This window comes from Azonexus sp. R2A61 (assembly GCF_021401135.1).
Taxonomy (GTDB): Bacteria; Pseudomonadota; Gammaproteobacteria; order Burkholderiales; family Rhodocyclaceae; genus Azonexus.
This window is the reverse complement of record NZ_JACBFO010000002.1, coordinates 354,600-375,643: the sequence shown is the minus strand read 5'-3', so window position 1 is coordinate 375,643 and position 21,044 is coordinate 354,600. Positions and strand designations below refer to the sequence as shown.

Genomic DNA, 21,044 nt, shown 5'->3' with positions numbered 1-21,044 from the left:
TCAGGGCTGGGATAAGGGAGAGACAGAAGCGGTGTGCAGGCGCTGGCGCAGGAAGCCGGCGGCTTCGACGAGCAGCGGCGGGTGCTGTGCCAGTTCTTCGTGACGGACGTCGAAGCGGGTGATCTGGGTCGGCACGCCGGCGGCGATCAGCGCTGTGGCGTAGTGCTCGGCCTCGCAATGCAGCACGTCGCACTTGGCGGTCGCCAGGTAGGTCGGCGGCAACTCGTGCAGGCGGCGCGAGGTCAGCGGCGAGGCGTAGGGGTGCAGGCGTTCCTGGGTGCGTGGCAGGTATTGCGCGTAACGCTGGGCGCAGGTCTGCGGCTTGAGGTCGGAGCGCAGGCGCTCGGCGTCGCCGAGCAGCGTCATGCTCGGGTCGAGCATCGGGCCGATCAGCACCTGGGCGGCCAGCGCCGGGCCGTTGCGGTCGCGGGCGATCAGCGCAGCGGCGGCGGCGATGTTGCCGCCAGCATCGTCGCCGGCCACGGCCAGCCGCTGCGCGTCGAGGCGCAGGTCGGCGGCGTGGCGGGCCAGCCAGCGCAGCGCGGCGTGGGCGTCTTCCGGCGCAGCAGGGAAGGGGTGGCGCGGGGCCAGCGAGTAGTCGAGCGAGAGCACGGCGATCCGGGCTTGCGCGGCGAGGGCGCGGGCGGTGACGTCGGCCTCGTCGAGCGAGCCGGCGACGAAGCCGCCGCCGTGCAGGTAGAGCACGGCCGGCAGCAGGCTTTCGTCGCCGGCCGGCCGGTAGAGGCGGGCCGACAGGCTGTCGAGGTAGCCGGAAATCAGCCGGTCTTCGACGTGGACCGCAGCATTCCGGTCGTTGTTGGTGGGGGTGGCATCCATGGCAAGCGCAGGGGCGGTTGGGGTGGATGCATTCTGGGTGTTATATTGATATGAATAAATACACGCAGTTTGACAACACTATTCGGTTTGGGCGAATAATGTTTCCCGTGATGTTTTTCTCCGGAAAGGAAACCCGCGATGGACCGTTTTCAAGCCATGAAGGTGTATCTGGCCGTTGTCGATGCGCGCAGCTTCAGCCGTGCCGCCGACAATCTCGGTCTGCCGCGCGCCACGGTGACGACGACCATCCAGGGGCTGGAGAACCTGCTGCGCGTGCGCCTGCTCAACCGCACCACGCGCAGCGTCAGCCTGACGCCGGACGGCGCCGCCTACTACGAGCGTTGCGCGCGCCTGCTCGGCGACCTGGAAGAAATGGAGGCCGCCTTCCGCGACGTTGCACAACGACCTCAGGGACGGCTGCGCATCGACGTGCCGACGATCATCGGGCGGCTGATCCTGATTCCCAAGCTGTGCGAGTTCCGCCAGCGCTATCCTGACATCGACCTGGTCATCGGCATGAGCGACCGGCCGGTCGATCTGGTGCAGGAGGCGGTCGATTGCGTGATCCGCGGCGGCGAGCTGATCGATTCCACGCTGGTCGCCCGGCGCATCGGCAGCATCAACTTCGTCACCTGCGGGGCGCCCGCTTATTTCGAACGCTGCGGCACGCCGCAGACGCTGGAAGACCTGGACGCCCACCAGGCGGTCCATTACTTCTCGGCCCGGACCGGCCGCATCATCGACTGGGACCACGTGGTCGACGGCCAGTTGCAGCACGTCAAGGTGCCCGGTTCGATCGCCGTCAACGACGCCGAAGCCTACATGGCGCTGGCGCTGCAGGGCTTCGGCCTGGTCCAGGCGGCGCGCTTCATGGCACTGCCTTACCTGGAGCGCGGCGAACTGGTTGAAATCCTGCCGCAGTGGCGGCCCGAACCCTTGCCGATCTCGGTGCTCTATCCGCAGAACCGCCACCTGTCGCCCAAGGTGCGGGCGTTTTCCGATTGGGCCGCCGAACTGTTCGCCCAATGCCCGCTGCTCAGCGGGCGTGACGAGGAATATGTGCCGGGCGTCTGTACGCTGGGTATCGATCCGCCGGCCAACGCCAGCGTGCGCGACCTGATCGAGCAGCGCAACCTGGCCGAAAGCGCGTTTTAGTGGCGTCGGCCGGATTGCCGCCGGGGGGCGGCTTCCGGCGTTTTTCGGCAGGGCAACGGCCGGCCGCGGCGGGATTTATTGTTGCGCCGGGCGGACACGCCGGGCATTTCGGCACTACACTGCCGGCCCTGCCGCCCAGGCGTATTTCTCTGCAAAGGTCATCCATGTCCTCCGTCCATGATGTCGACGTTCTCCTGCTGCTCGCCACTTCGCTGGCGGCCAAGCGGCGTCCGGCCGAACCCGGCGAGATCGTCGCCGCCATCGACCTGATCCAGGGCAACGTTCCCGGTGAGGAAAAGCTCAGCGAGGCCTTTGTCCGGCTCGGCAGTCACGGTCTGCTGCAGGGAAATCCGGCCGGCGTGGCGTTGACCGCAGCCGCCGAAGCGTTGATCGAAAGCCTGCCGCGCAAGGCCGCGCCTGCCGAGCGTCTGTTCGAACTGAAGGGTTTGCTGGCCAATGCCCGACCGGCGGCCGATGGCGTTCCCGTCGTGCTGCTTGCAGAAACCTTGCGGGCGGCGATCCTGGCCCATCGGGCTGTCGCCGCCAGCGGCGCCCGCAACCTGCTGGTCGACAAACCGAAACCGGAGGCCGGCCAGGCCCGTCCCGGCCAGCGTCAGCGCAAGCCGCTGGGTCGTTCGCCGGCCAAGGCGCGCAAGCGCTGAGTCCTTCTTCGCGCCATGAGGCGCCCGGGCCAGGCTGGCGTCGCCGGCGGCCGGGTGCCGGAAAGCTCTCTCCATGATCACGCTCAAGAACGTCACGCTGCGTCGCAGCTCGAAGGTCCTGCTCGACAAGGCCTCGGTCACCATCAATCCCGGCGAGAAGGTCGGCCTGGTCGGGCGCAACGGCGCCGGCAAGTCGACGCTGTTCGCGCTGTTGAACGGTACGCTGCACGAAGATGGCGGCGATTACAGCATCCCCAAGCAATGGCGCATGGGCCAGGTGGCCCAGGACATGCCGGAAACCGAGCAATCGGCCACCGACTTCGTCATCGACGGCGACACGCCGCTGCTCGCCGCGCGTAACGAGGTCGCCGCTGCCGAGGCCAGCGACGACGGCATGCGCATGGCCGAAGCCTACATGGCGCTCAACGACGCCGGCGAACACGACGCCGAGGCCCGTGCCCAGTCGCTGATCCTCGGCCTCGGCTTCAAGGTGTCCGAGCTGCACAACCCGGTCAACAGCTTCTCCGGCGGCTGGCGCATGCGCCTGCAACTGGCGCGTGCGCTGATGTGCCCGTCCGACATCCTGCTGCTCGACGAACCGACCAATCACCTGGACATGGACGCACTGGTCTGGCTCGAAGCCTGGCTGAAGCGTTACCAGGGCACGCTGGTGATGATCAGCCACGACCGCGAATTCCTCGATGCGATTACCGGCGTCACGCTGCACATCGACAATGCCAAGCTGGTCCGCTACGGCGGCAACTACAGCAAGTTCGAGGACATGCGCGCCGAGCAGATCGTGCTGCAGCAGGCGACTGCCGCGCGTCAGGCCGAGAAGATCGCCCACCTGCAGTCCTTCATCAACCGCTTCAAGGCCAAGGCGAGCAAGGCCAAGCAGGCGCAGAGCCGGGTCAAGGCGCTCGACCGTATGGAAAAGATCGCGCCGGTACTGGCCGACGCTGAATTCACCTTCGAGTTCCAGGAACCGCAGAACCTGCCCAACCCGATGCTCTCGATGGTGGATGTCGCCATCGGCTATCCGCCGCCTGAAGAAGCGCCGGAAGGCTCGCCGCCGACCGTCATCGTGCGCGGCATCAACCGCTCGGTGATGGCCGGCCAGCGCATCGGCATCCTCGGCGCCAACGGCCAGGGCAAGTCCACGCTGGTCAAGACCATCGCCGGCGACCTCGGGGCGATTGCCGGCGAAGTCACCGAGGGCAAGGGCCTGAACATCGGCTACTTTGCGCAGCAGGAACTCGACGTGCTGCGGCCGCAGGACACGCCGCTCGAACACATGGTCCGGCTGGCCAAGGAAGCGATTGCCGCCGGCCGCAGCAACGTGCCGGGCCGCGAGCAGGAATTGCGCAACTTCCTCGGTACCTTCAATTTCGGCGGCGACATGGTCAAGCAGGCCGTCGGCACGATGAGCGGCGGCGAAAAGGCGCGCCTGGTGCTGTGCATGCTGGTCTGGCAGCGGCCCAACCTGCTGCTGCTCGACGAGCCGACCAACCACCTCGACCTGGCGACCCGCGAGGCGCTCGGCGTCGCGCTCAACGAATTCGAAGGGACCGTGATGCTGGTCAGCCACGACCGGGCGCTGCTGCGTTCGGTGTGCGACGAATTCTGGCTGGTCTCGCGCGGCGGCGTCGGCCCCTTCGACGGCGACCTCGACGACTACCAGCGCTACCTGCTCGAAGAAGCCCGGCGGGCCCGCGAAGCCGGCTGAGTCGGCGAGGGATCGGCCCGGTGTGGAAGCCGGGTTGGGCGAGATACCGCGGCGCCGGTTGTTGGGGCGGTTTTCACGGCCTGGAAACTCGTTTTTCGCCTGTCTGGTAGATATCTTTCCGTTTTAAGGTGCAATTTTTTTTGTTCGGCAATACGAACAATGACTTATAGGCTTGGCACGAAGTTTGTATGATGATTTTTAAAATTCATCACATTTTGGGTTCGTGCTTTTGTGATTGGCCGGTTTGAGGTCGCGGACCATGATGCCAGGATGAGTTGGGGGCGGCTCAGGCTGCGGCTGAATGAAACAGGAGGAGGCCGGGAGACCGGCTTTTTTAGGATCTCATGGTAAGAAGAAAAAAATTAGATTCATATTTTGGTGTCGGCACACATTTCTGGCCCGGGTTTTCATTACTGGCTTTCAGCCTGATCTCCCTCGGAAGTGAAGCCGCGGAAATCGATAGCATGCCGGAAGTGGTCGTCAGCGCAACGAGATCTGCCAAGGCTGTGGATGAAACGCCGGTTGCTACCTATCTGGTGACTTCGGCTGAGATGGCGAGGCGCAACATCAAGACGCTCGATGAAGCGGTCAATCTGATACCTGGTGTTTTCCAGCGGCGTGGCAAGGGATACATGGATACCTTGAGTGAAATCAGTCTTCGCGGCGTGCCGGGTGGAAAGCGCTCGCTGATCATGCTCGATGGTTTGCCCCTCAACGATGCCTACGATAATTCGGTAAAACTGGGCGGCTTTGCTCCGGATGATATCGAGCGTATCGAAGTCGCTCTGGGGCCGGCGTCCAGTCTCTACGGCTCCAGTGCAATGGGTGGCGTTGTCAGTTTCACCTCCCGCATGCCGAAGGCCGAGGAGTACCGTTTCAAGATCGGTTACGGTGATGGCCTGGGAACCGATCGGGCACCGGCGAATCTGATGCGTGCCTACTTTTCGGCAGGCAATGCGTGGGAAAACGGGCTTTCGCTGATTGCATCGATTGCCGGGACCATGACTGACGGATATGTCTCCGATCAGGTAACGTCCACGACCGCGCCGACTGCCGGTATCACAGGCGCACAGCCGACGCAGACGACTTCCGGAGGCACTACCTACATTCTCGGCGACCGGGGTGAGAATGGCTGGCGCGACCAGCAGTTTTCCTTGCGCGGCAGGTTCCGCGTGACCGACAGCACAGCATTGAGCGCCAGCTATACGCGCGCAGCCTACCGCTACGATTACAGTCATTACCGAACCTATCTGCGCAATCCGGCTGGTGCCGAAGTATGGAGTTATGGAACGGTGCGGGAGGCGAGTTTTTTGCCCGGGCAAGGCGAGTACGTTCGCGACATCTACAACATGGGTCTGGAGACCCGGATCAGTGGGGCGACGCTCCGTTTGCAGGGCGGCATCATCAATGTCGGAACCAACTGGTATACGAGCATCAGTTCAAGTTCGACGACGGCAACCCGCGCTGGCGGCCCGGTCAGTTCGGGATATTCGCAGACACCTTCGCGCACAGCCCTGTTCGAGGCAACGTTGAATATGCCGTTGAGCGATCGTCATCTGTTGGTCCTGGGAACCTCCTGGCGTGGCGAGAAAGCCGATACCAGCGAATACGATCTGGCCGACTGGCGATCGCCCGAATCGCGTACGGCACTGGTCGCCGATTCCGGAGGCAAAGCCGAAACCCTCGGTCTCTTTTCCCAACTCGACCTCGAATTGGTGAGTGGGCTGCATGCCTTCATCGGTGCCCGCTATGACAGTTGGGAAGCCAGTGATGGTTATGCGCATAACTACGCACCGGGGGGCTTTTCGCAAACCTATGCAGGCAAGACGGCTAAGGCGTTCTCCCCGCGTGTCGGCGTAGCCTGGAACCTGATCCCCGCGGTTACCTTGCGGGCCAGCGCCGGCAAGGCGTTCCGGGCCCCGAGCATCTACGATTTGTACCGGACCTGGAAATCCTCGACCACGGTTTATGCCGGTAATCCCCAGGTCGATCCGGAGACCATGACCAGCTATGACATCGGCGGCGATTTCAAGCCATGGCGCGGAGCAGAGTGGAAGCTGACCTATTTCCATAACGATTTCGACGACATGATCTATCGCCGGACCGTGACCGACAATGCCGAGAAACTCTCGGTCTGTGGCTCGGCAGCGCTGGCGTGCCAGGTCTGGAGCAATGCCGCCAAGGCAAGCAGCCGCGGTGTCGAGGTTTCGGCGCGCCAGGTCATCAATGCCAACTGGACGGTATTTGGGGGATATACCTTTAACGACACCGAAATCAGGGAAAACCCGGTGAATCCGGCGTCGACCGGCAAGGCCTTCACGCAGGTTCCCCGCCAGATGGCATCCCTGGGATTGGAATGGCAGATGGGTGACTGGTCGGCGTCGGGAAACGTACGTCATGTGGCCAGGCGCTATAACACCGACGCCAATACCGATACGGTCAATGGCGTTCCCAGCGCTTATGACCCTTACACCCTGGTTGATCTGCGCGGTAGTTACCGGATCAGCCGTCACCTGAAGGCTTCGTTATCGATCGATAACCTGACCAACAGGGACTATTACGCGTCTTACCGGGCGCCGGGACGCAGCTGGTTCCTTGAACTGTCGGGAGATTTTTGATGCCCATACTGCAAATGCTTGAGCAATTTCTGTTCGAGGTATCGAACGTGCTTTATCTGCCGGTAATCGCCGCGGTCTCCGCGCTGGTCATCTATATCGCCCTGACGCTGGGCGCGCTGGCACACGAAGCTTGGGAACGTCGTCGGCTCGCCCGGTCGGTGGCAACCTACGAGGCTAGGCTGGCACTGGAACTGGCTGCTGCGACGCCGCATCTTGATGCGCGTCTGGAAACCTTGCTGCAGGGGGCTGAGCTGGACGTCGCGCGTAGCCTCGACCGGGTGCGTTTCGTTATCAAGGTCGGGCCGGCGCTTGGTCTGATGGGGACGCTGATCCCGATGGGCATCTCACTTGCTGCGTTGGCCGAGGGAAACATTCCGAAGATGGCCGGCAGCATGGTTACTGCATTTACCGCTACCGTTGCCGGTCTGGGGTGCGGCGTGGTGGCTTATCTGGTTGCTCTGGTGCGCGAGAAATGGCTGCGTGACGACATTCGCCGCATGGAGTTCCTGACCGAGGTGGCGGCCCGCGAGCATGGCTGCATTTCGGCGGAGGGCGGTCATGCGCTATCTGAAGCGGCGTAGGCGTACGGATTACGGACAGGAGGCGCTGGAAGATCCGATTTCCGGGGTGGCCAACCTGTTCGACGCTTCGATCGTGTTCATCGTCTCGATGATGATTGCGCTATTCATGGCCTACAACATGATTGATCTGCTCAATCCGGAAGCCGAGGTGACCATTACCAAGCAGAGCGCCGATGGACAGATCGAAGTGATCACCAAGCGGGGGAGCGAGATCAAGGCACAGAAGGTGACTGACCGGAAGTTGTCCGGCCAGGGCGAGAAACTTGGCACGGCCTACCGCCTCAACGATGGTCGAACGATCTATGTACCGGAATAAACTGCTTGTCCTGTTGTTCTGCGGCTGGAGTTTACTGGCCTGGGGCGCGCCGACCACGGTCAGCCTGGTGCTTGGTGACCTCGACTCGCAGACAGCGGTGGCCGCGGTGCGGCAACTGCATGCCGATCCGGCCTTGCGCGACGTGAAGTTTGCGATTTTCCCGACCATCGACCTGCCGGCCAGCGACCTTGAGCCTTTGCGTGCTTCCCGTCTGGTATTCGTGCTGACCCAGGGGCGAACGCTGGCAACGCGCCTCGGGCCGATCTTGCAGATGCAGGCCCGGCAAGGGCAGCGGGCTTATGCGGTGGGTACGACCTGGGACGAGGATTTTGCCGGCCTTGGCCTGATTCGCGACGAAACGATGCGGGAATACATGCAGGCAGGCGGGGTCGGCAATGTGGCCAACATGGTTCGTTTTGCATTGGCCCGGGACTTGAAAATAGGCAAGCGGCCGTCCCGTCCCGTGGCGATCCCCGAAATGGCGTTCATGGATCCCGTTAGCGGTCGGGTCACGGAAAGCTACGACGAGTTTCGCCGCCTTTATCGGGCTCGCGAAGGCGCTCCCTGGGTGGGTATCCTCTTCTATCGAGGCAACGCAATGTCCGGCCAGATCGGCACGGTTGCGGCAATTGCCCGGGAACTTGAGAAGCGGGGCCTGAATGCGCTGCCCGTTTACGGCTATCCGAACGAACAGGCTCTGGAGCGGTTCATGTTCGATCCGCAAGGCAAGCCGCGGATCGCCGCACTGGTGGCGCTCGGGTTGAAGATCGGAACGACGCCGGACAAGACCGTTCCGGTACTGCAGCACTTGGATGTGCCGGTGCTCAACGCCATTTCGCTGTATGGGCAGAGCCGTGCCCAATGGGAAGCTTCGCCGGTCGGTCTCGATATCACCGAACGGGCCTGGCAGGTTGCTTCGGCCGAGTTTGCCGGGGCCGTTGCGCCGACGGTGGTGTCCTCCAAGGAAAAAGTCACGGATGCGGCGACAGGCTTGCCTCTGGTTGTCGAAACGCCGATTCCGGAGCGGGTCGAGCGACTCGCCGAGCGGGCCCGCCGTTGGCTCGATCTCCGTCGTACGCCGCTGCCGGGCAAGAAGGTCGCCGTCATCTATTACAACTATCCGCCGGGTAAGGAAAATATCGGTGCCTCTTACCTCAATGTGCTGCCGCGTTCGCTCTGGCAGATTCTCGAGCGTTTGCGCCGCGAGGGTTATTGGGCCAAGGGCGCACCGACCAGCGAGGACGGGCTGTTCGAGGCCATCCGGGAACACGGGGCCAATCTTGGAAACTGGCAGCCGGGGGCCATTGCCGCACTGGTGCGCAGCGGCAGGGCGGTGTTGTGGCCGGTCGCCGAGTATCGCAAGCATTACGAACGGCTGCCTGCCGGGTTCCGGGAAAACATGGAAAAAGCCTGGGGCCGTCCGGAACAGTCCGCCGTCTCGATCTGGCGCGATGCGCAGGGCGTGCCGTATTTCCTCTTTCCCGCCCAGCGCTGGGGCAACCTGATCTTCGCGCCCCAACCGACGCGCGGCTGGGAGCAGGACGTCAAGAAGCTCTACCACGACGTTACCGTGCCGCCGCATCACCAGTACCTGGCTTTCTACTTCTGGCTGCAGCATGAACAAGGTGTCAACGCCATGGTGCACGTCGGCACGCACGCGACACACGAATGGCACAGCGGCAAGGAGGTCGGCTATACGGCCAGCGATCCTGGCGAACTTTTCGTCGGGGCGGTGCCGCAGCTCTATCCCTACATCGTCGACGACATCGGCGAGGGGCTGCAGGCCAAGCGGCGCGGTATGGCGACGCTGATCTCGCACCAGACGCCGCCGCTCGACAAGGGCGGCCTCAATCCCGAGTTGAATGAACTGGTCGGGCTGATTTCCGACTACGCGGTCGCCAAGGAAAAGGGCGATCTGGCACCGGCAGCGATTCGTGCCGATATCGCCGCGCGGGCGGCCAGGATGGGCCTGCTCAAGGATATCGGCCTGAACGAGCTGGACGATCACGGCATCGACGCCATTGAGCATTACATCAAGGAAATCGAAGAGAAGCGCAGCCCCTTCGGGATGCATACCTTCGGCGTCGCCCAGTCGCCAGAACGACGGCGTGGCACGGCCGAGGCGGTGCTGTCGCTGGAGCCGCAACTGAATCCGGAAGTGCGCGCCGAGCGCCTGCGGCAACTGGACGAAGCTTTGCTGCGCAGCGGCGAGGCCGAACTGTCGGCACTGGTGGCCGGTTTGTCCGGGCGCTACGTGGCGGCCGGGCCGGGCAACGATCCGATGCGCAATCCCGATTCCCTGCCGACCGGGCGCAATCTCTACGGCTTCGATCCCTCGCGTCTGCCGACGCCGGCGACCTATGCGGCCGGCGCCAGGCTGGCCGAGGAACTGGTCGCTGACTGGAAGAAGCGTCATGGACAATGGCCGCGCCGGCTGGTCTTCAATCTCTGGGGCGTCGAATCCTCGCGCCACGAGGGCGTCATGGAGGCGCAGATCATGGCGCTATGGGGCATCCGGCCGAGTTGGGACGGGCGCGGGCGGGTGATCGGTGTGACGGCCGTGCCGCGCGCCGAGATGAAACGTCCCCGTGTCGATGTCACGGTGGTGCCTTCCGGGCTCTATCGCGATCTCTTCGCGCCGCTGATGAAATTGCTCGACGAGTCCGCCACCGCCGCGCGCAACGCGCCCGAGACCGACAACCCGATGCGCGAGCACGTACGCCAGGCCAAGGCCGCGCTGCTCGCCAAGGGCGTGCCCGAGGACGAAGCCGAGCGCCTGGCCGGTGTGCGCCTGTTCTCGGTGCCGTCGGGCGCCTATGGCACTAACCTCGACAAGGTGGTGCCGCTGTCCAATACCTGGGACAGCGAGAAGCAGGTTGCCGATGTTTACTTCATGCGCATGGGGCATCCCTACGGTCAGGGCCTGTGGGGCGGCCGGCTGATCAAGGACGGCAAGGTCACTCAGGAAGTCGCGCCGCACCTTGGCGTTGATCTGCTGAAAATGGCCATGAAGGGCGCCGAAGGCGCCATCCACAGCCGTTCGTCGAATATTTACGCGACGCTGGACAACGACGATTTCTACCAGTATCTGGGCGGCACGGCGATGGCCGTGCGGCAGGTCAACGGGGCGACACCGGAAGTGCTGGTGACCAACATGGCCAACCCCAAAGAGGCCCGGACGGAAACCCTGGAGAAATACATGGGGCGCGAGATGCGGAGCCGCTACCTGAATCCGCGCTGGATCGAGGCCATGCTGCAGGAAGGTTATGCCGGCGCACGTTTCGTCAACAAGGTGGTCGAGAACCTGTGGGGCTGGACGGTGACTACGCCGGACAAGATCGACGATGCCAAGTGGCAGGAAATGTACGAGACCTATGTGGCCGACCGCCATCATCTGGGCATCAAGGACAAGTTCCGCGAGGCCAAGAACCTGCTGGCCTACCAGGCCATGGTCGACCGCATGCTGACGGCGGTGAACAAGGGTTACTGGAAGGCTTCGGCCGAAACCGTGGCGGCCCTGCAGCAGGCCAATCGGGAGACCATCGCCGAGGCGGGCGTGGCCTGCTACCGGGATACCTGTTCGAGCCCCGAGATTGCTGATATTGCCCGCCAGCAGGATGCCCGGCTTGCTGCGCAGGCGAAGTCTGCCGGTACTCCTGCTGGCGGCCAGCCGCCGGCGGGGCGGGCCCGGGCGGATCATTCCGGCGACGGTATCCGGGATGCGCGACCGGCCAATACTGCCGCAAGCGTTGTGAACAACGATACGGTTGAGGGGTATCAGATGGAGGAGCGGACATTGGCAAAGTCCGAGCCGCAAGAGCATCAGGCTTCGGTCTGGCTCGCACTGCTGTTGTTCGCTTTGATGGCGGCAGGCTGGTTCATCCGGCAGCGGAGCTCGGAAAACCGGGGGGTTCGCTGACCTGCTGCCGGCCCGATGATTTTGCGTCGTTTGCCTTCTCGGCTATAGTCCGGCCCATGCGATCGCTTTTCCGTCCTCTTGCTCGACTGCTGCTGGCCATCATGCTGGCCACCGTGCTGGCGCCCGGTTTCGGCTGGGAAGCCGCCGGCGGGGCGGAAGCGCACGACCTGTCGGCACTGGTGGCGATGGCCGATGCGCACGACGGCCACGACGGGCATGCGACGCACGACGGACATCCGTCGCACCAGGCCGATGCCGCTGCCGCCGATTGCCAGGACGTGTCGCATCACTGTTGTCCGGGCCATGTACTCGGCCATCTGTCGGGCTGCCTCAACGGCGGTCTGAGCCTGCCGCAAGCGGCGGCCGATGTTGCGGTCGACGGCGTCGATCCGCGTTTTTCCTCGCGCATTCCCGAAGGGCTCGAACGCCCGCCCAGAGCCGCCGTCGCCTGAGCGCCGGCGTCGCCTGATTTTTCCCATTTTTCCATCGTGGACCGCAGCGGTCCGTGTGGACGATACGCCGGCTGGAGATCAATGCCACTGGAGTACCGTTCATGCATCCCTCGATCCGGATTGCACTTTCTGTCTTGCTGGCCGCCGTTCAACCGGTTGCCCATGCCGACCCCGGGGTCGGCACCAAACGCCTCGGCGAGGCCTTCGCCGCCGCCTGGGCCCGTCTGCCGGCGGCCCAAGGCCTGCCCGAGCGCGAACGCGCGGCAGCCGCCCGCAACGCCGCCGCCGCGGCGTGGACGCCGCAACCGCCGGCCGTCGAATTCGGCGCCCGTAGCGACCGTCTGAACCGCAATCAGGGCGCCGACGAAGGCGAGGCCGGCCTCGCCATTCCGCTGTGGCTGCCCGGCGAACGCGGCGGCGCGCGCGCCCAGGCCGCCGCCGAAGCCGATGCCCAGGCGGCGCGGGCGGCCCTGCTGCGTCTCGACCTGGCCGGCCGGCTGCGCAATGCGTGGTGGGATTGGCAGCTGGCCGAGGCCGAATGGCAGGCTGCCGAAGGCAATGTGGCGAGTGCCGGCCGCCTGCGCGACGACGTCGCCCGGCGCGTTGCCGCCGGCGATCTGGCGCGTGCCGACCGCCATCAGGCCGAAGGCGCCTGGGCGGCGTTGCGCGAGGAACTGGCGATGGCGCAACAACGGCGCGACGAAGCGCGTTTCCAACTGCGCATGCTGACCGGCGAAGCGCCGGCCTCCTTGCCGGTGGCCGGGAGATTGCCGGGCGACGCAGGTGCCGATGGCGCGGCGGTGCGCGGTGCAGGCGCGCCGACCGCACCAGCCGGCGATTCCGCCGTGCTCGCCGCCGGCACCACGGAAGCTGCCGGCGAGCCGGAAACGCCGCTGCCGGCCGATGCCGGCTGGCTGGAGGCTCACCCGCAGTTGCGCGAACTCGCCGCGCTCGGCGAAGCGGCACGCCAGGGCGAAACGCTGGCGCGCGTGCGCAGCCGTGCCAACCCGGAGATCACCGTCGGCACGCGGCGCGAACGCGGCGCACGCGGCGACGCCATCGAGCAGACCTGGGCGCTCGGCGTGCGCATTCCGCTGTCGTCGTCCGACCGGCACGTCGCGGCACAGGCCGAGGCGGCTGCCGTGCGCATGGAAAGCGAGGCGCTGCTGCAGCGCGAGCGCGAACGGCTGGCCGAGGCCGCCGAACTGGCCCGGCGCCAGCGGCTGGCCGCCGGCGAGCGCCTGACCGCCGCCGAAACCCGTGCCCGGCTGGCGCGCGAAACCGCCGTTTTCTACGACAAGGCCTTCCGGCTCGGCGAGGCCGACCTGCCGACCCGGCTGCGCATCGCGCAGGAAGCCTTTACCGCCGAGCGGGCGCTGATCCGCGCCCGCATCCAGCTGGCCGCCGCCGTTTCGGCGCAGCGCCAGGCACTCGGCCTGTTGCCCGAATGAAGGAGAACCCCGTGTTCCTGAATCTTTCCCATGATCGTTCCCGCCATCCCTCCGGGTGGCTGAAAAAAGCGCTGATCGGTCTGTCGACCGCAGCATTCGTCGGTTCGGCCGCGTTGGCGGCGGAAGGCCCGGTCGTGGCGATTCCGGCCGTCGTCGCCGACAGCGACGCGTTCGAGATCGTCGGCCGGCTCTATCCCGAAGGCCTGGTGCTGCATGTCGACCGCGCGCCGGACAACGCGCCGGTGCTCGGCGCCACGCTCCAGGTGGAGGCTGCCGGACGCAGCGCCAATGCGGCGTTCCGCAGCGAACGCGGCGATTATCTGGTGGCCGATGCCGACTGGCTGGCGCCGCTGCGGGCGGCCGGCGAACATCCGCTGGCTTTCACGCTGGTTGCCGGCGACGACGGCGATCTGTTGAGTGGCGAGCTGGTCGTCGACGGCGAGGCGGCGCAGGCCGGCGACCGTGCCGGCCGTTTTGTCTGGCCGCTGGCCGGCGGCGCGGCGCTGCTCGGACTGGGTGCCTTTGCCATCGTTCGCCGCCGTCGCGGAGGTGCCGCATGAACGCGCTACCGGTTTTTCTGCTGCTGACGGTGTTGACCGCAGGCCCGGTGCTGGCGCATGAAGGCCACGACCATGGCGACGAGAAAAAGGCGCTGGCGGAATCCGGCGATACGCCGCAGCGCCGGGCCGACGGTTCGGTGTTCCTGCCCAAGCCGGCGCAACGGCTGATCGGCGTGCGCACGCAGCCGGCGCTGGCCGGCGATGCGGCGCCGAGCGTCGAACTGGCGGCACGCGTGGTCGGCGATCCGCAGCGCGGCGGGCGGGTGCAGACGCAACTCGGCGGGCGCATCGAGGCGGCCGGTGCTGGCGGTCTGCCGATGGCCGGCATGCGGGTCAAACGCGGCCAGGTGCTGGCCGAGGTGGTGCCGGCGGCGGCGCCGCTCGATGCCGGCGGTTCGGCGGCGCAACTGGCCGAACTGCAGGCGGCGCGCGGGCTGGCCGAGAAGCGGCTGGCGCGGCTGCGCGAACTGGCCGACACGGTGCCGGGCAAGGAAATCGAGGCGGCGGAAAGCGAGCTCAAGGCGCTGACCGGCCGGGTCGCCGCGCTCGGCCAGGGGCTGAACGGGCGCGAACTGTTGCGGGCGCCGGTCGCTGGCGTCGTCGCGGCGAGCAATGTGCGGCTCGGCGAAGTGGTCGAGGCGCGCGCGACGCTGTTCGAGATCGTCGATCCGGACAGCCTGGTGGTCGAGGCGCTGGCCTACGAGACGCTGGCGGTGGATGACATCGTCGGCGCGACGCTGGCGGTCGGCGAGCGAACCTGGCCGATGCAGTTGCTCGGTGCCGCCCGCCAGTTGCGCGAGCAGGCGCTGCCCTTGCTGTTCGCGCATCGCGGCGAGCAGGCCGGGCTGGCGCTGCCGCTCGGCCAGCCGGTGAAAATCCGGCTGCAGCTGCGGTCGACCGCAGCCGTCGGCGAAAAACCCGGTTTTGCGCTGCCCAGCCGGGCGCTGGTGCGCAGTCCGGCCAACGCGCCGACCGTCTGGGTCAAGCAGTCGCCCGAGCATTTCGTGCCGCGCCTGGTTCGCACGCAGCCGCTGGACGGCGCGCGGGTGCTGATCGTCGACGGGCTGCAGCCGGGCGACCGTGTCGTCGTCGACGGCGCGGCGCTGGTCAACCAGATCCGCTGAGGAGGCCGCGATGTTTCAATGGCTGGTGACCAAGAGTCTGGCGAGCCGCCTGTTCGTGCTCGTCTCGGCGGCCTTGCTGGTGGCCTGGGGCGCGTTCGAAGCGAACCGGCTGCCGGTGGACGTTTTTCCCGATCTGAACAAGTCGACCGTGACGGTGATGACCGAAACCGGCGGCATGGCGCCGGAGGAGGTCGAGCAACTGGTGACCTTCCCGATCGAGACGGCGCTCAACGGACTGCCCGGCGTGACCGGCGTGCGTTCGGTGTCGTCGGCCGGGCTGTCTTTCGTCTACGTTTCCTTTGCCTGGGATACCGAGTTGTTCCGCGCCCGGCAGATGGTCTCGGAGCGGTTGGCCGCCTTGCCCGGCGAATTGCCGGCCGGCATCGTGCCGCGCATGGGGCCGGTGTCGTCGATCATGGGCGAGATCATGATGCTGGCGATTCCGCTCGATGCGGCGCAGGGCGACGCGATGCGCGCCCGCGAGTACGCCGACTGGGTGCTGCGGCCGCGGCTGATGGCGGTCAGCGGCGTCGCCCAGGTGATCCCGATCGGCGGCCAGGTGCGGCAGTTCCAGGTGCAGCCTGATCCGCGCCGGATGGCCGAACTGGGCATTTCGCTCGATACGCTGGAAACGGCGCTGCGCGGCTATTCGGCGAATACCTCGGGCGGCTTCCTGGAAGTGAACGGGCGCGAATACCTGATCCGCCATCTGGGCCGCAGCGCCCGGCTGGAAAACCTGCAAAACCTGGCGTTGACCGCAAGAAACGGCCAGCCGGTGCTGCTCCGCCAGGTTGCCGAGGTGGCCTTTGCGGCCGCCGTCAAACGCGGCGATGCCGGTTTCAACGGCGAGCCGGCGGTGATCCTGAGCATCCAGAAACAGCCGACGGCCGATACGGTCGACCTGACCCGGCGCCTGGAAAGCGCGCTGCACGACATCGCCCGCGGCCGTCCCGACGGCGTCGGCGAGCCGCAGGTGATCTTCCGCCAGGCCGATTTCATCGAAGCCTCGCTGCACAACCTGCAGGTCAAGCTGCTGCTCGCCGCCTGCCTGGTCGCCGGCGTGCTGTTCTGCTTCCTCGGCAACCTGCGCACCATGCTGATCTCGCTGACCGCGATCCCGCTGTCCATCCTGATCGCCGTGCTGGTCTTCAAGGCCTTCGGCCTGTCGATCAACACCATGACGCTGGGCGGGCTGGCGATCGCCATCGGCGAGCTGGTCGACGATGCGGTGGTCGACGTCGAGAACATCCTGCGCCGGCTGCGCGAGGCGGCACGCGACGGCGTCGCCTTCGAGATCCGGGAACTGGTCGTGCGCGCTTCGCTGGAGGTGCGTTCGGCCATCGTCTACGCGACGGCGATCATCGCCCTGGTCTTCGTGCCGCTGTTCGCGCTGCCCGGCATCGAGGGGCGGCTGTTCGTGCCGCTCGGCATCGCCTACATCGTTTCCATCCTGGCCTCGTTGCTGGTCTCGGTGACCGTCACGCCGGTCCTCGCCGCCTGGCTGCTGCCGCCGCTGGCGCGCGCCGGCCATGCCGATACGCGGCTGGTCGCCTGGCTCAAGGCGCGTTATCGGCGGGCGCTCGAAACGGTGCTTGCTGCGCCGCGCCGGCCGGCCATCGTCGCGGCCGTCGCCGTACTGCTGGCGGCGGCCAGCGTGCCGCTGTTCCCGACCACTTTCCTGCCGCCGTTCAACGAGGGGTCGATCACCGTCGGCCTGCGCCTCGACCCGGGCGTGACGCTGGCCGAGTCGGTTCGTCTGGCCGCCCAGGCCGAAACGAAGCTGCTCGGCGTGCCGGAGATCGTGCACATCGGCCGCCGCTCGGGGCGTGCCGAACTCGACGAACATGCCGAAGGCGTGCACGTCTCCGAACTGGAGCTGCGCCTGCGCGACGGTCGCGACAAGGAGGAAATCCTGGCCGACATCCGCCGCCGGCTGAAGGACCTGCCGGGCAGCCTGAACCTCGGCCAGCCGATTTCGCACCGCATCGATCATATGATGTCCGGCGTGCGTGCCCAGGTGGCGATCAAGATCTTCGGCGACGACCTCGACGTGCTGCGCGGCCAGGCGCACGCGCTGCGCGCCCGGCTGGCCGGCATTCCCGGCGTTGCCGATCTGGAGGTCGAGAAGCAGGTGCTGGCGCCGCAGATCAAGGTGCATGTCGATTTCGATGCGCTGGCCGCCTACGGGCTGTCGCCGGCGGCCTTGCTCGACCGGCTGCAACGGCTGGTCGACGGCGAAAAGGTCGCCCAGATCATCGACGGCAACCGCCGCTTCGACCTGTTGCTGCGGCTGCCGGAGCGCGGCCGGGCGGTGGACGGGCTGCGCGGCCTGCTGATCGAGACGCCGCTCGGCCCGGTGCCGCTGGAAAAACTGGCCAGCATCGAGGATGCCGACGGGCCGAACCAGATCGCCCGCGACGACGGCCGACGGCGCATCGTCATCTCGCTGAACGCGCAGGACCGGGCACTGTCGGCGGTGGTCGCCGACCTGCGGGCGGCAATTGCCGATTTCCCGCTGCCGGCCGGTTACTTCGTCACGCTCGGCGGGCAGTTCCAGGCGCAGGAAGAGGCGGCCCGGCTGATCGGGGGGCTAGCGCTGGTGTCGGCGGCGCTGGTTTTTCTGGTGCTGTACGGGCGTTACCGCTCGGCACTGCTGGCCGGGCTGGTGATGGTCAACATCCCGCTGGCGCTGGTCGGCGCCGTCGTCGGCCTGTGGCTGTCCGGCCAGCCGCTGTCGATCGCCGCGCTGATCGGCTTCATCACGCTGGCCGGCATCGCCACGCGCAACGGCATCCTCAAGCTCAGCCACTGGTTGAACCTGATGCGCCTGGAAGGCCAAGCCTTTGGCGTGCCGATGATCGTGCGCGGCTCGCTGGAGCGGCTGACGCCGGTGCTGATGACCGCGCTGGTTGCCGCTTTCGCGCTGGCGCCGCTGCTATTCGAAGCCGGCCGGCCGGGTACCGAGATCCTGCATCCGGTGGCGGTGGTGATCTTTTCCGGGCTGATCGGCGCGACGCTGCTCGACACCTTCGTCACGCCCGCCCTGTTCCTGCTATTCGGCCGCCGCTCGGCCGAGCGGCTGTGTCACGACGCTTCCGTCGAAGCCCTTTGATTTCAATCCAGGAGAAACCGATGAAAACCTTCGCTTCCATTTTTTGCCTCGCATTGACGTTGACCGCAGCACCCGCCGCGCTGGCCCACGAAACCCACGGTCAGCCGCAGTTCGGCGGCGTCGTCGCCGAAGCCGGCCACGCGCAGTTCGAGATCGTCGCCCGCGGCGGCCAGGTCGTCGTCCATGCCAGCCAGCACGGTGAGGCGCTCGACACCGCCGGCGCCAGCGGCAAACTGACGGTGCTGGCCGGTACCGACAAGCGCGAAATCGACCTGAAGCCGGCCGGTGGCGACCGCCTGGAAGGCAAGGGCGAGGTCGCGGCCGGCGCCCGTCTGCTGATCAGCGTCCAGTTCCCGGGCCAGAAGCTGATGCAGGCTCGGGCCGTGGCGCCGTGAGGAGCGCCGCGTGAATCCCTTGAACGCCGGCCGGCGCGGCTGGCTGAAATTCGCCCTGGCGGCGCTGGCCGGCGGTCTGGCCGGGCAGCTGGCCGCGGCGCCGCGGCGCGCGCTCGTCGAGGTCTGGAAAAGTCCGTACTGCGGTTGTTGCAAGGACTGGGTGGCGCATCTCGAGGCCTCGGGTTTCGCGGTGCGCGTGCACGAGGTCGATGACCTCGACGGTGCCCGGCGCCGGCTCGGCATGCCGGCGCGCTACGCGTCGTGCCATACCGCACAGATCGACGGCTACCTGCTGGAAGGCCATGTGCCGGCGAGCGACATCCATCGCCTGCTGGCCGAACGGCCGGCGGCCATCGGCCTGGCCGTGCCCGGCATGCCGGTCGGTTCGCCGGGCATGGACGGGCCGGCCTACCGCGGCCGGCGCGATCCTTACGACGTGCTGCTGGTCCGGCGCGACGGCCGGGCCACGGTTTTTGCGTCGAATCGCTGAGCGAGGCGAGGGGGGCGGGCGGGGGCTGCGGGTATAATCGCGCCCTTTCCCCGCTTTCCATTTTCCCGCCGTGAGCCAGCTCGACGAAGAAATCTCCCGCCGTCGCACCTTTGCGATCATTTCCCACCCCGACGCCGGTAAAACGACGCTGACCGAAAAGCTGCTGTGGTTCGGCGGCGCCATTCAGGTGGCCGGCGAAGTCCGCGCCCGCAAGGCCTCGCGCCACGCCACGTCGGACTGGATGGAACTGGAAAAGCAGCGCGGCATCTCGGTGACCTCGTCGGTGATGCAGTTCCCCTACCGCGAGTGCATGATCAACCTGCTCGACACGCCGGGCCACGAGGATTTCTCGGAAGACACCTACCGTACGCTGACTGCCGTCGATTCGGCGACCATGGTCATCGACTCGGTCAACGGCGTCGAAGCGCAGACGATCAAGCTGCTCAACGTCTGCCGCATGCGCGACACGCCGATCCTGACCTTCATCAACAAGCTCGACCGCGAAGGCAAGGAGCCGATCGACCTGCTCGACGAAATCGAGTCGGTGCTCGGCATCCAGTGCGCGCCGATGACCTGGCCGATCGGCATGGGCAAGCGTTTCCGCGGCGTCTATCACCTGTACGACGACACCGTCGCCTTCTTCGACCCGCAGGCCGAGAAGGGCACGGCGGAAATGATCCAGGGCCTGGACAACCCGCGCCTCGACGAACTGATCGGCGCCCAGGCCGACGAACTGCGCAGCGACATCGAACTGGTGCGCGGCGCGTCGCACGCCTTCGATGCCGAGGCCTATCTGTCCGGCAAGCAGTGCCCTGTGTTCTTCGGTTCGGCGGTCAACAACTTCGGCGTGCAGAGCCTGCTCGACGCCGTCGTCGACCTGTCGCCGGCGCCCAAGGCGCGGCCGGCGGTGAGTCGTACGGTCGACGCGTTCGAGCCGAAGTTTTCCGGTTTCGTGTTCAAGATCCAGGCCAACATGGACCCCAAGCACCGCGACCGCATCGCCTTCCTGCGCGTCTGCTCGGGCCGCTTCGACCGCGGCATGAAGGTCAGGCAGGTGGCCACCGGCAAGACGCTGGCGATCAACAACGCCATTACCTTCATGGCGCGCGACCGGTCGACCGCCGACGAGGCCTGGTCGGGCGACATCATCGGCATCCCCAACCACGGCACGATCCGTCTCGGCGAAACCTTCACCGAAGGCGAGGACCTGCGTTTCACCGGCATCCCGTCGTTTGCGCCGGAAATCTTCAAGCTGGCGCGCATCGCCAATCCGCTGAAGATCAAGCAGTTGCAGAAGGGCTTGCAGCAGCTGGCGGAAGAGGGCGCGACGCAGCTGTTCCGGCCGGTGTCCGGTTCGGACATGATCCTCGGCGCGGTCGGTTCGCTGCAGTTCGACGTGGTGGCGCACCGTCTGGAACATGAATACGGCGTGCAGGTGATCTTCGAGCACTACAACTGCGCGACGGCGCGCTGGATCACCGGCGATGCCGGCGAACTGCGCCAGTTGTCCGACCGCTACAGCGCCAACGTCGCGCTCGACGGCGCGGACGATCCGGTCTATCTGGCGCCGAACAACGTTTACCTGAACATGGTCCAGGAAAAGTACCCGAACCTGCGCTTCCTCGAAGCGCGCGAAGTGGCGTGAC

Annotated in this window: 16 protein-coding genes; 15 read left to right on the top strand and 1 reads right to left on the bottom strand. The window is 66.3% G+C overall.

Features of this window, described 5'->3' with window-relative positions:
- Window positions 1-837: an alpha/beta hydrolase gene (locus tag L0962_RS06880; RefSeq protein ID WP_234085615.1), complete on the bottom strand. Its 837-nt coding sequence runs from the start codon at window positions 835-837 to the stop codon at window positions 1-3.
- A gap of 138 nt (window positions 838-975) precedes the next feature.
- On the opposite strand from L0962_RS06880, the gene L0962_RS06875 reads away from it, so the two are divergent.
- From L0962_RS06875 to L0962_RS06805, 15 genes are all read left to right on the top strand, one after another.
- Window positions 976-1,992 (top strand): LysR family transcriptional regulator, encoded by a 1,017-nt coding sequence (locus tag L0962_RS06875; RefSeq protein WP_234085614.1) that lies wholly within the window; start codon window positions 976-978, stop codon window positions 1,990-1,992.
- A gap of 164 nt (window positions 1,993-2,156) precedes the next feature.
- A complete protein-coding gene (locus L0962_RS06870) occupies window positions 2,157-2,654 on the top strand; it encodes a hypothetical protein (RefSeq protein WP_234085613.1) in 498 nt (165 codons plus the stop codon).
- A gap of 73 nt (window positions 2,655-2,727) precedes the next feature.
- Entirely contained in the window at window positions 2,728-4,380 is a 1,653-nt protein-coding gene (locus tag L0962_RS06865) for an ABC-F family ATP-binding cassette domain-containing protein (protein ID WP_234085612.1), read from the top strand.
- A 464-nt stretch (window positions 4,381-4,844) separates the two neighbouring features.
- Window positions 4,845-6,998 carry a TonB-dependent receptor gene (locus L0962_RS06860; RefSeq protein WP_234085611.1) on the top strand — a complete coding sequence of 718 codons (2,154 nt, stop codon included), beginning with the start codon at window positions 4,845-4,847 and terminating at the stop codon, window positions 6,996-6,998.
- Window positions 6,998-7,579 carry a MotA/TolQ/ExbB proton channel family protein gene (locus L0962_RS06855; protein WP_234085610.1) on the top strand — a complete coding sequence of 194 codons (582 nt, stop codon included), beginning with the start codon at window positions 6,998-7,000 and terminating at the stop codon, window positions 7,577-7,579. Before L0962_RS06860 ends, L0962_RS06855 begins: the two co-directional genes overlap by 1 nt.
- On the top strand, window positions 7,557-7,895 hold the full coding sequence (locus L0962_RS06850) for a DUF2149 domain-containing protein (RefSeq protein WP_234085609.1): 339 nt from the start codon (window positions 7,557-7,559) through the stop codon (window positions 7,893-7,895). Before L0962_RS06855 ends, L0962_RS06850 begins: the two co-directional genes overlap by 23 nt.
- Complete coding sequence (locus tag L0962_RS06845; RefSeq protein ID WP_234085608.1) at window positions 7,882-11,814, top strand: cobaltochelatase subunit CobN; 3,933 nt, start codon at window positions 7,882-7,884, stop codon at window positions 11,812-11,814. The genes L0962_RS06850 and L0962_RS06845 overlap by 14 nt, the downstream gene beginning before the upstream one ends.
- 56 nt (window positions 11,815-11,870) lie before the next feature.
- A complete protein-coding gene (locus L0962_RS06840) occupies window positions 11,871-12,266 on the top strand; it encodes a hypothetical protein (RefSeq protein ID WP_234085607.1) in 396 nt (131 codons plus the stop codon).
- Between the two features lie 101 nt (window positions 12,267-12,367).
- Complete coding sequence (locus L0962_RS06835; RefSeq protein WP_234085606.1) at window positions 12,368-13,717, top strand: TolC family protein; 1,350 nt, start codon at window positions 12,368-12,370, stop codon at window positions 13,715-13,717.
- An 11-nt stretch (window positions 13,718-13,728) separates the two neighbouring features.
- Window positions 13,729-14,277, top strand: a complete 549-nt coding sequence (locus tag L0962_RS06830) for a hypothetical protein (RefSeq protein WP_234085605.1) — start codon at window positions 13,729-13,731, stop codon at window positions 14,275-14,277.
- The gene (locus L0962_RS06825; protein WP_234085604.1) at window positions 14,274-15,401 is read left to right on the top strand and encodes an efflux RND transporter periplasmic adaptor subunit; all 1,128 of its coding nucleotides are present in this window, start codon (window positions 14,274-14,276) and stop codon (window positions 15,399-15,401) included. The genes L0962_RS06830 and L0962_RS06825 overlap by 4 nt, the downstream gene beginning before the upstream one ends.
- 10 nt (window positions 15,402-15,411) lie before the next feature.
- On the top strand, window positions 15,412-18,513 hold the full coding sequence (locus L0962_RS06820; protein WP_234085603.1) for an efflux RND transporter permease subunit: 3,102 nt from the start codon (window positions 15,412-15,414) through the stop codon (window positions 18,511-18,513).
- Window positions 18,514-18,533: 20 nt separating this feature from the next.
- Complete coding sequence (locus L0962_RS06815; RefSeq protein WP_234085602.1) at window positions 18,534-18,908, top strand: hypothetical protein; 375 nt, start codon at window positions 18,534-18,536, stop codon at window positions 18,906-18,908.
- Window positions 18,909-18,972: 64 nt separating this feature from the next.
- Entirely contained in the window at window positions 18,973-19,398 is a 426-nt protein-coding gene (locus L0962_RS06810; RefSeq protein WP_234086219.1) for a DUF411 domain-containing protein, read from the top strand.
- 70 nt (window positions 19,399-19,468) lie between these two features.
- Entirely contained in the window at window positions 19,469-21,043 is a 1,575-nt protein-coding gene (locus L0962_RS06805; RefSeq protein ID WP_234085601.1) for a peptide chain release factor 3, read from the top strand.
- Window position 21,044 lies beyond the last annotated feature (1 nt).

Excerpts from the sequence above, each read along its gene's own strand:
- L0962_RS06880 (WP_234085615.1), bottom strand. The coding sequence starts at position 837 with ATGGATGCCACCCCCACCAACAACGACCGGAATGCTGCGGTCCACGTC.
- L0962_RS06850 (WP_234085609.1), top strand. The coding sequence starts at position 7,557 with ATGCGCTATCTGAAGCGGCGTAGGCGTACGGATTACGGACAGGAGGCG.
- L0962_RS06865 (WP_234085612.1), top strand. The coding sequence starts at position 2,728 with ATGATCACGCTCAAGAACGTCACGCTGCGTCGCAGCTCGAAGGTCCTG.
- L0962_RS06820 (WP_234085603.1), top strand. The coding sequence starts at position 15,412 with ATGTTTCAATGGCTGGTGACCAAGAGTCTGGCGAGCCGCCTGTTCGTG.
- L0962_RS06860 (WP_234085611.1), top strand. The coding sequence starts at position 4,845 with ATGCCGGAAGTGGTCGTCAGCGCAACGAGATCTGCCAAGGCTGTGGAT.
- L0962_RS06815 (WP_234085602.1), top strand. The coding sequence starts at position 18,534 with ATGAAAACCTTCGCTTCCATTTTTTGCCTCGCATTGACGTTGACCGCA.
- L0962_RS06825 (WP_234085604.1), top strand. The coding sequence starts at position 14,274 with ATGAACGCGCTACCGGTTTTTCTGCTGCTGACGGTGTTGACCGCAGGC.
- L0962_RS06870 (WP_234085613.1), top strand. The coding sequence starts at position 2,157 with ATGTCCTCCGTCCATGATGTCGACGTTCTCCTGCTGCTCGCCACTTCG.
- L0962_RS06840 (WP_234085607.1), top strand. The coding sequence starts at position 11,871 with ATGCGATCGCTTTTCCGTCCTCTTGCTCGACTGCTGCTGGCCATCATG.
- L0962_RS06835 (WP_234085606.1), top strand. The coding sequence starts at position 12,368 with ATGCATCCCTCGATCCGGATTGCACTTTCTGTCTTGCTGGCCGCCGTT.
- L0962_RS06875 (WP_234085614.1), top strand. The coding sequence starts at position 976 with ATGGACCGTTTTCAAGCCATGAAGGTGTATCTGGCCGTTGTCGATGCG.
- L0962_RS06855 (WP_234085610.1), top strand. The coding sequence starts at position 6,998 with ATGCCCATACTGCAAATGCTTGAGCAATTTCTGTTCGAGGTATCGAAC.
- L0962_RS06845 (WP_234085608.1), top strand. The coding sequence starts at position 7,882 with ATGTACCGGAATAAACTGCTTGTCCTGTTGTTCTGCGGCTGGAGTTTA.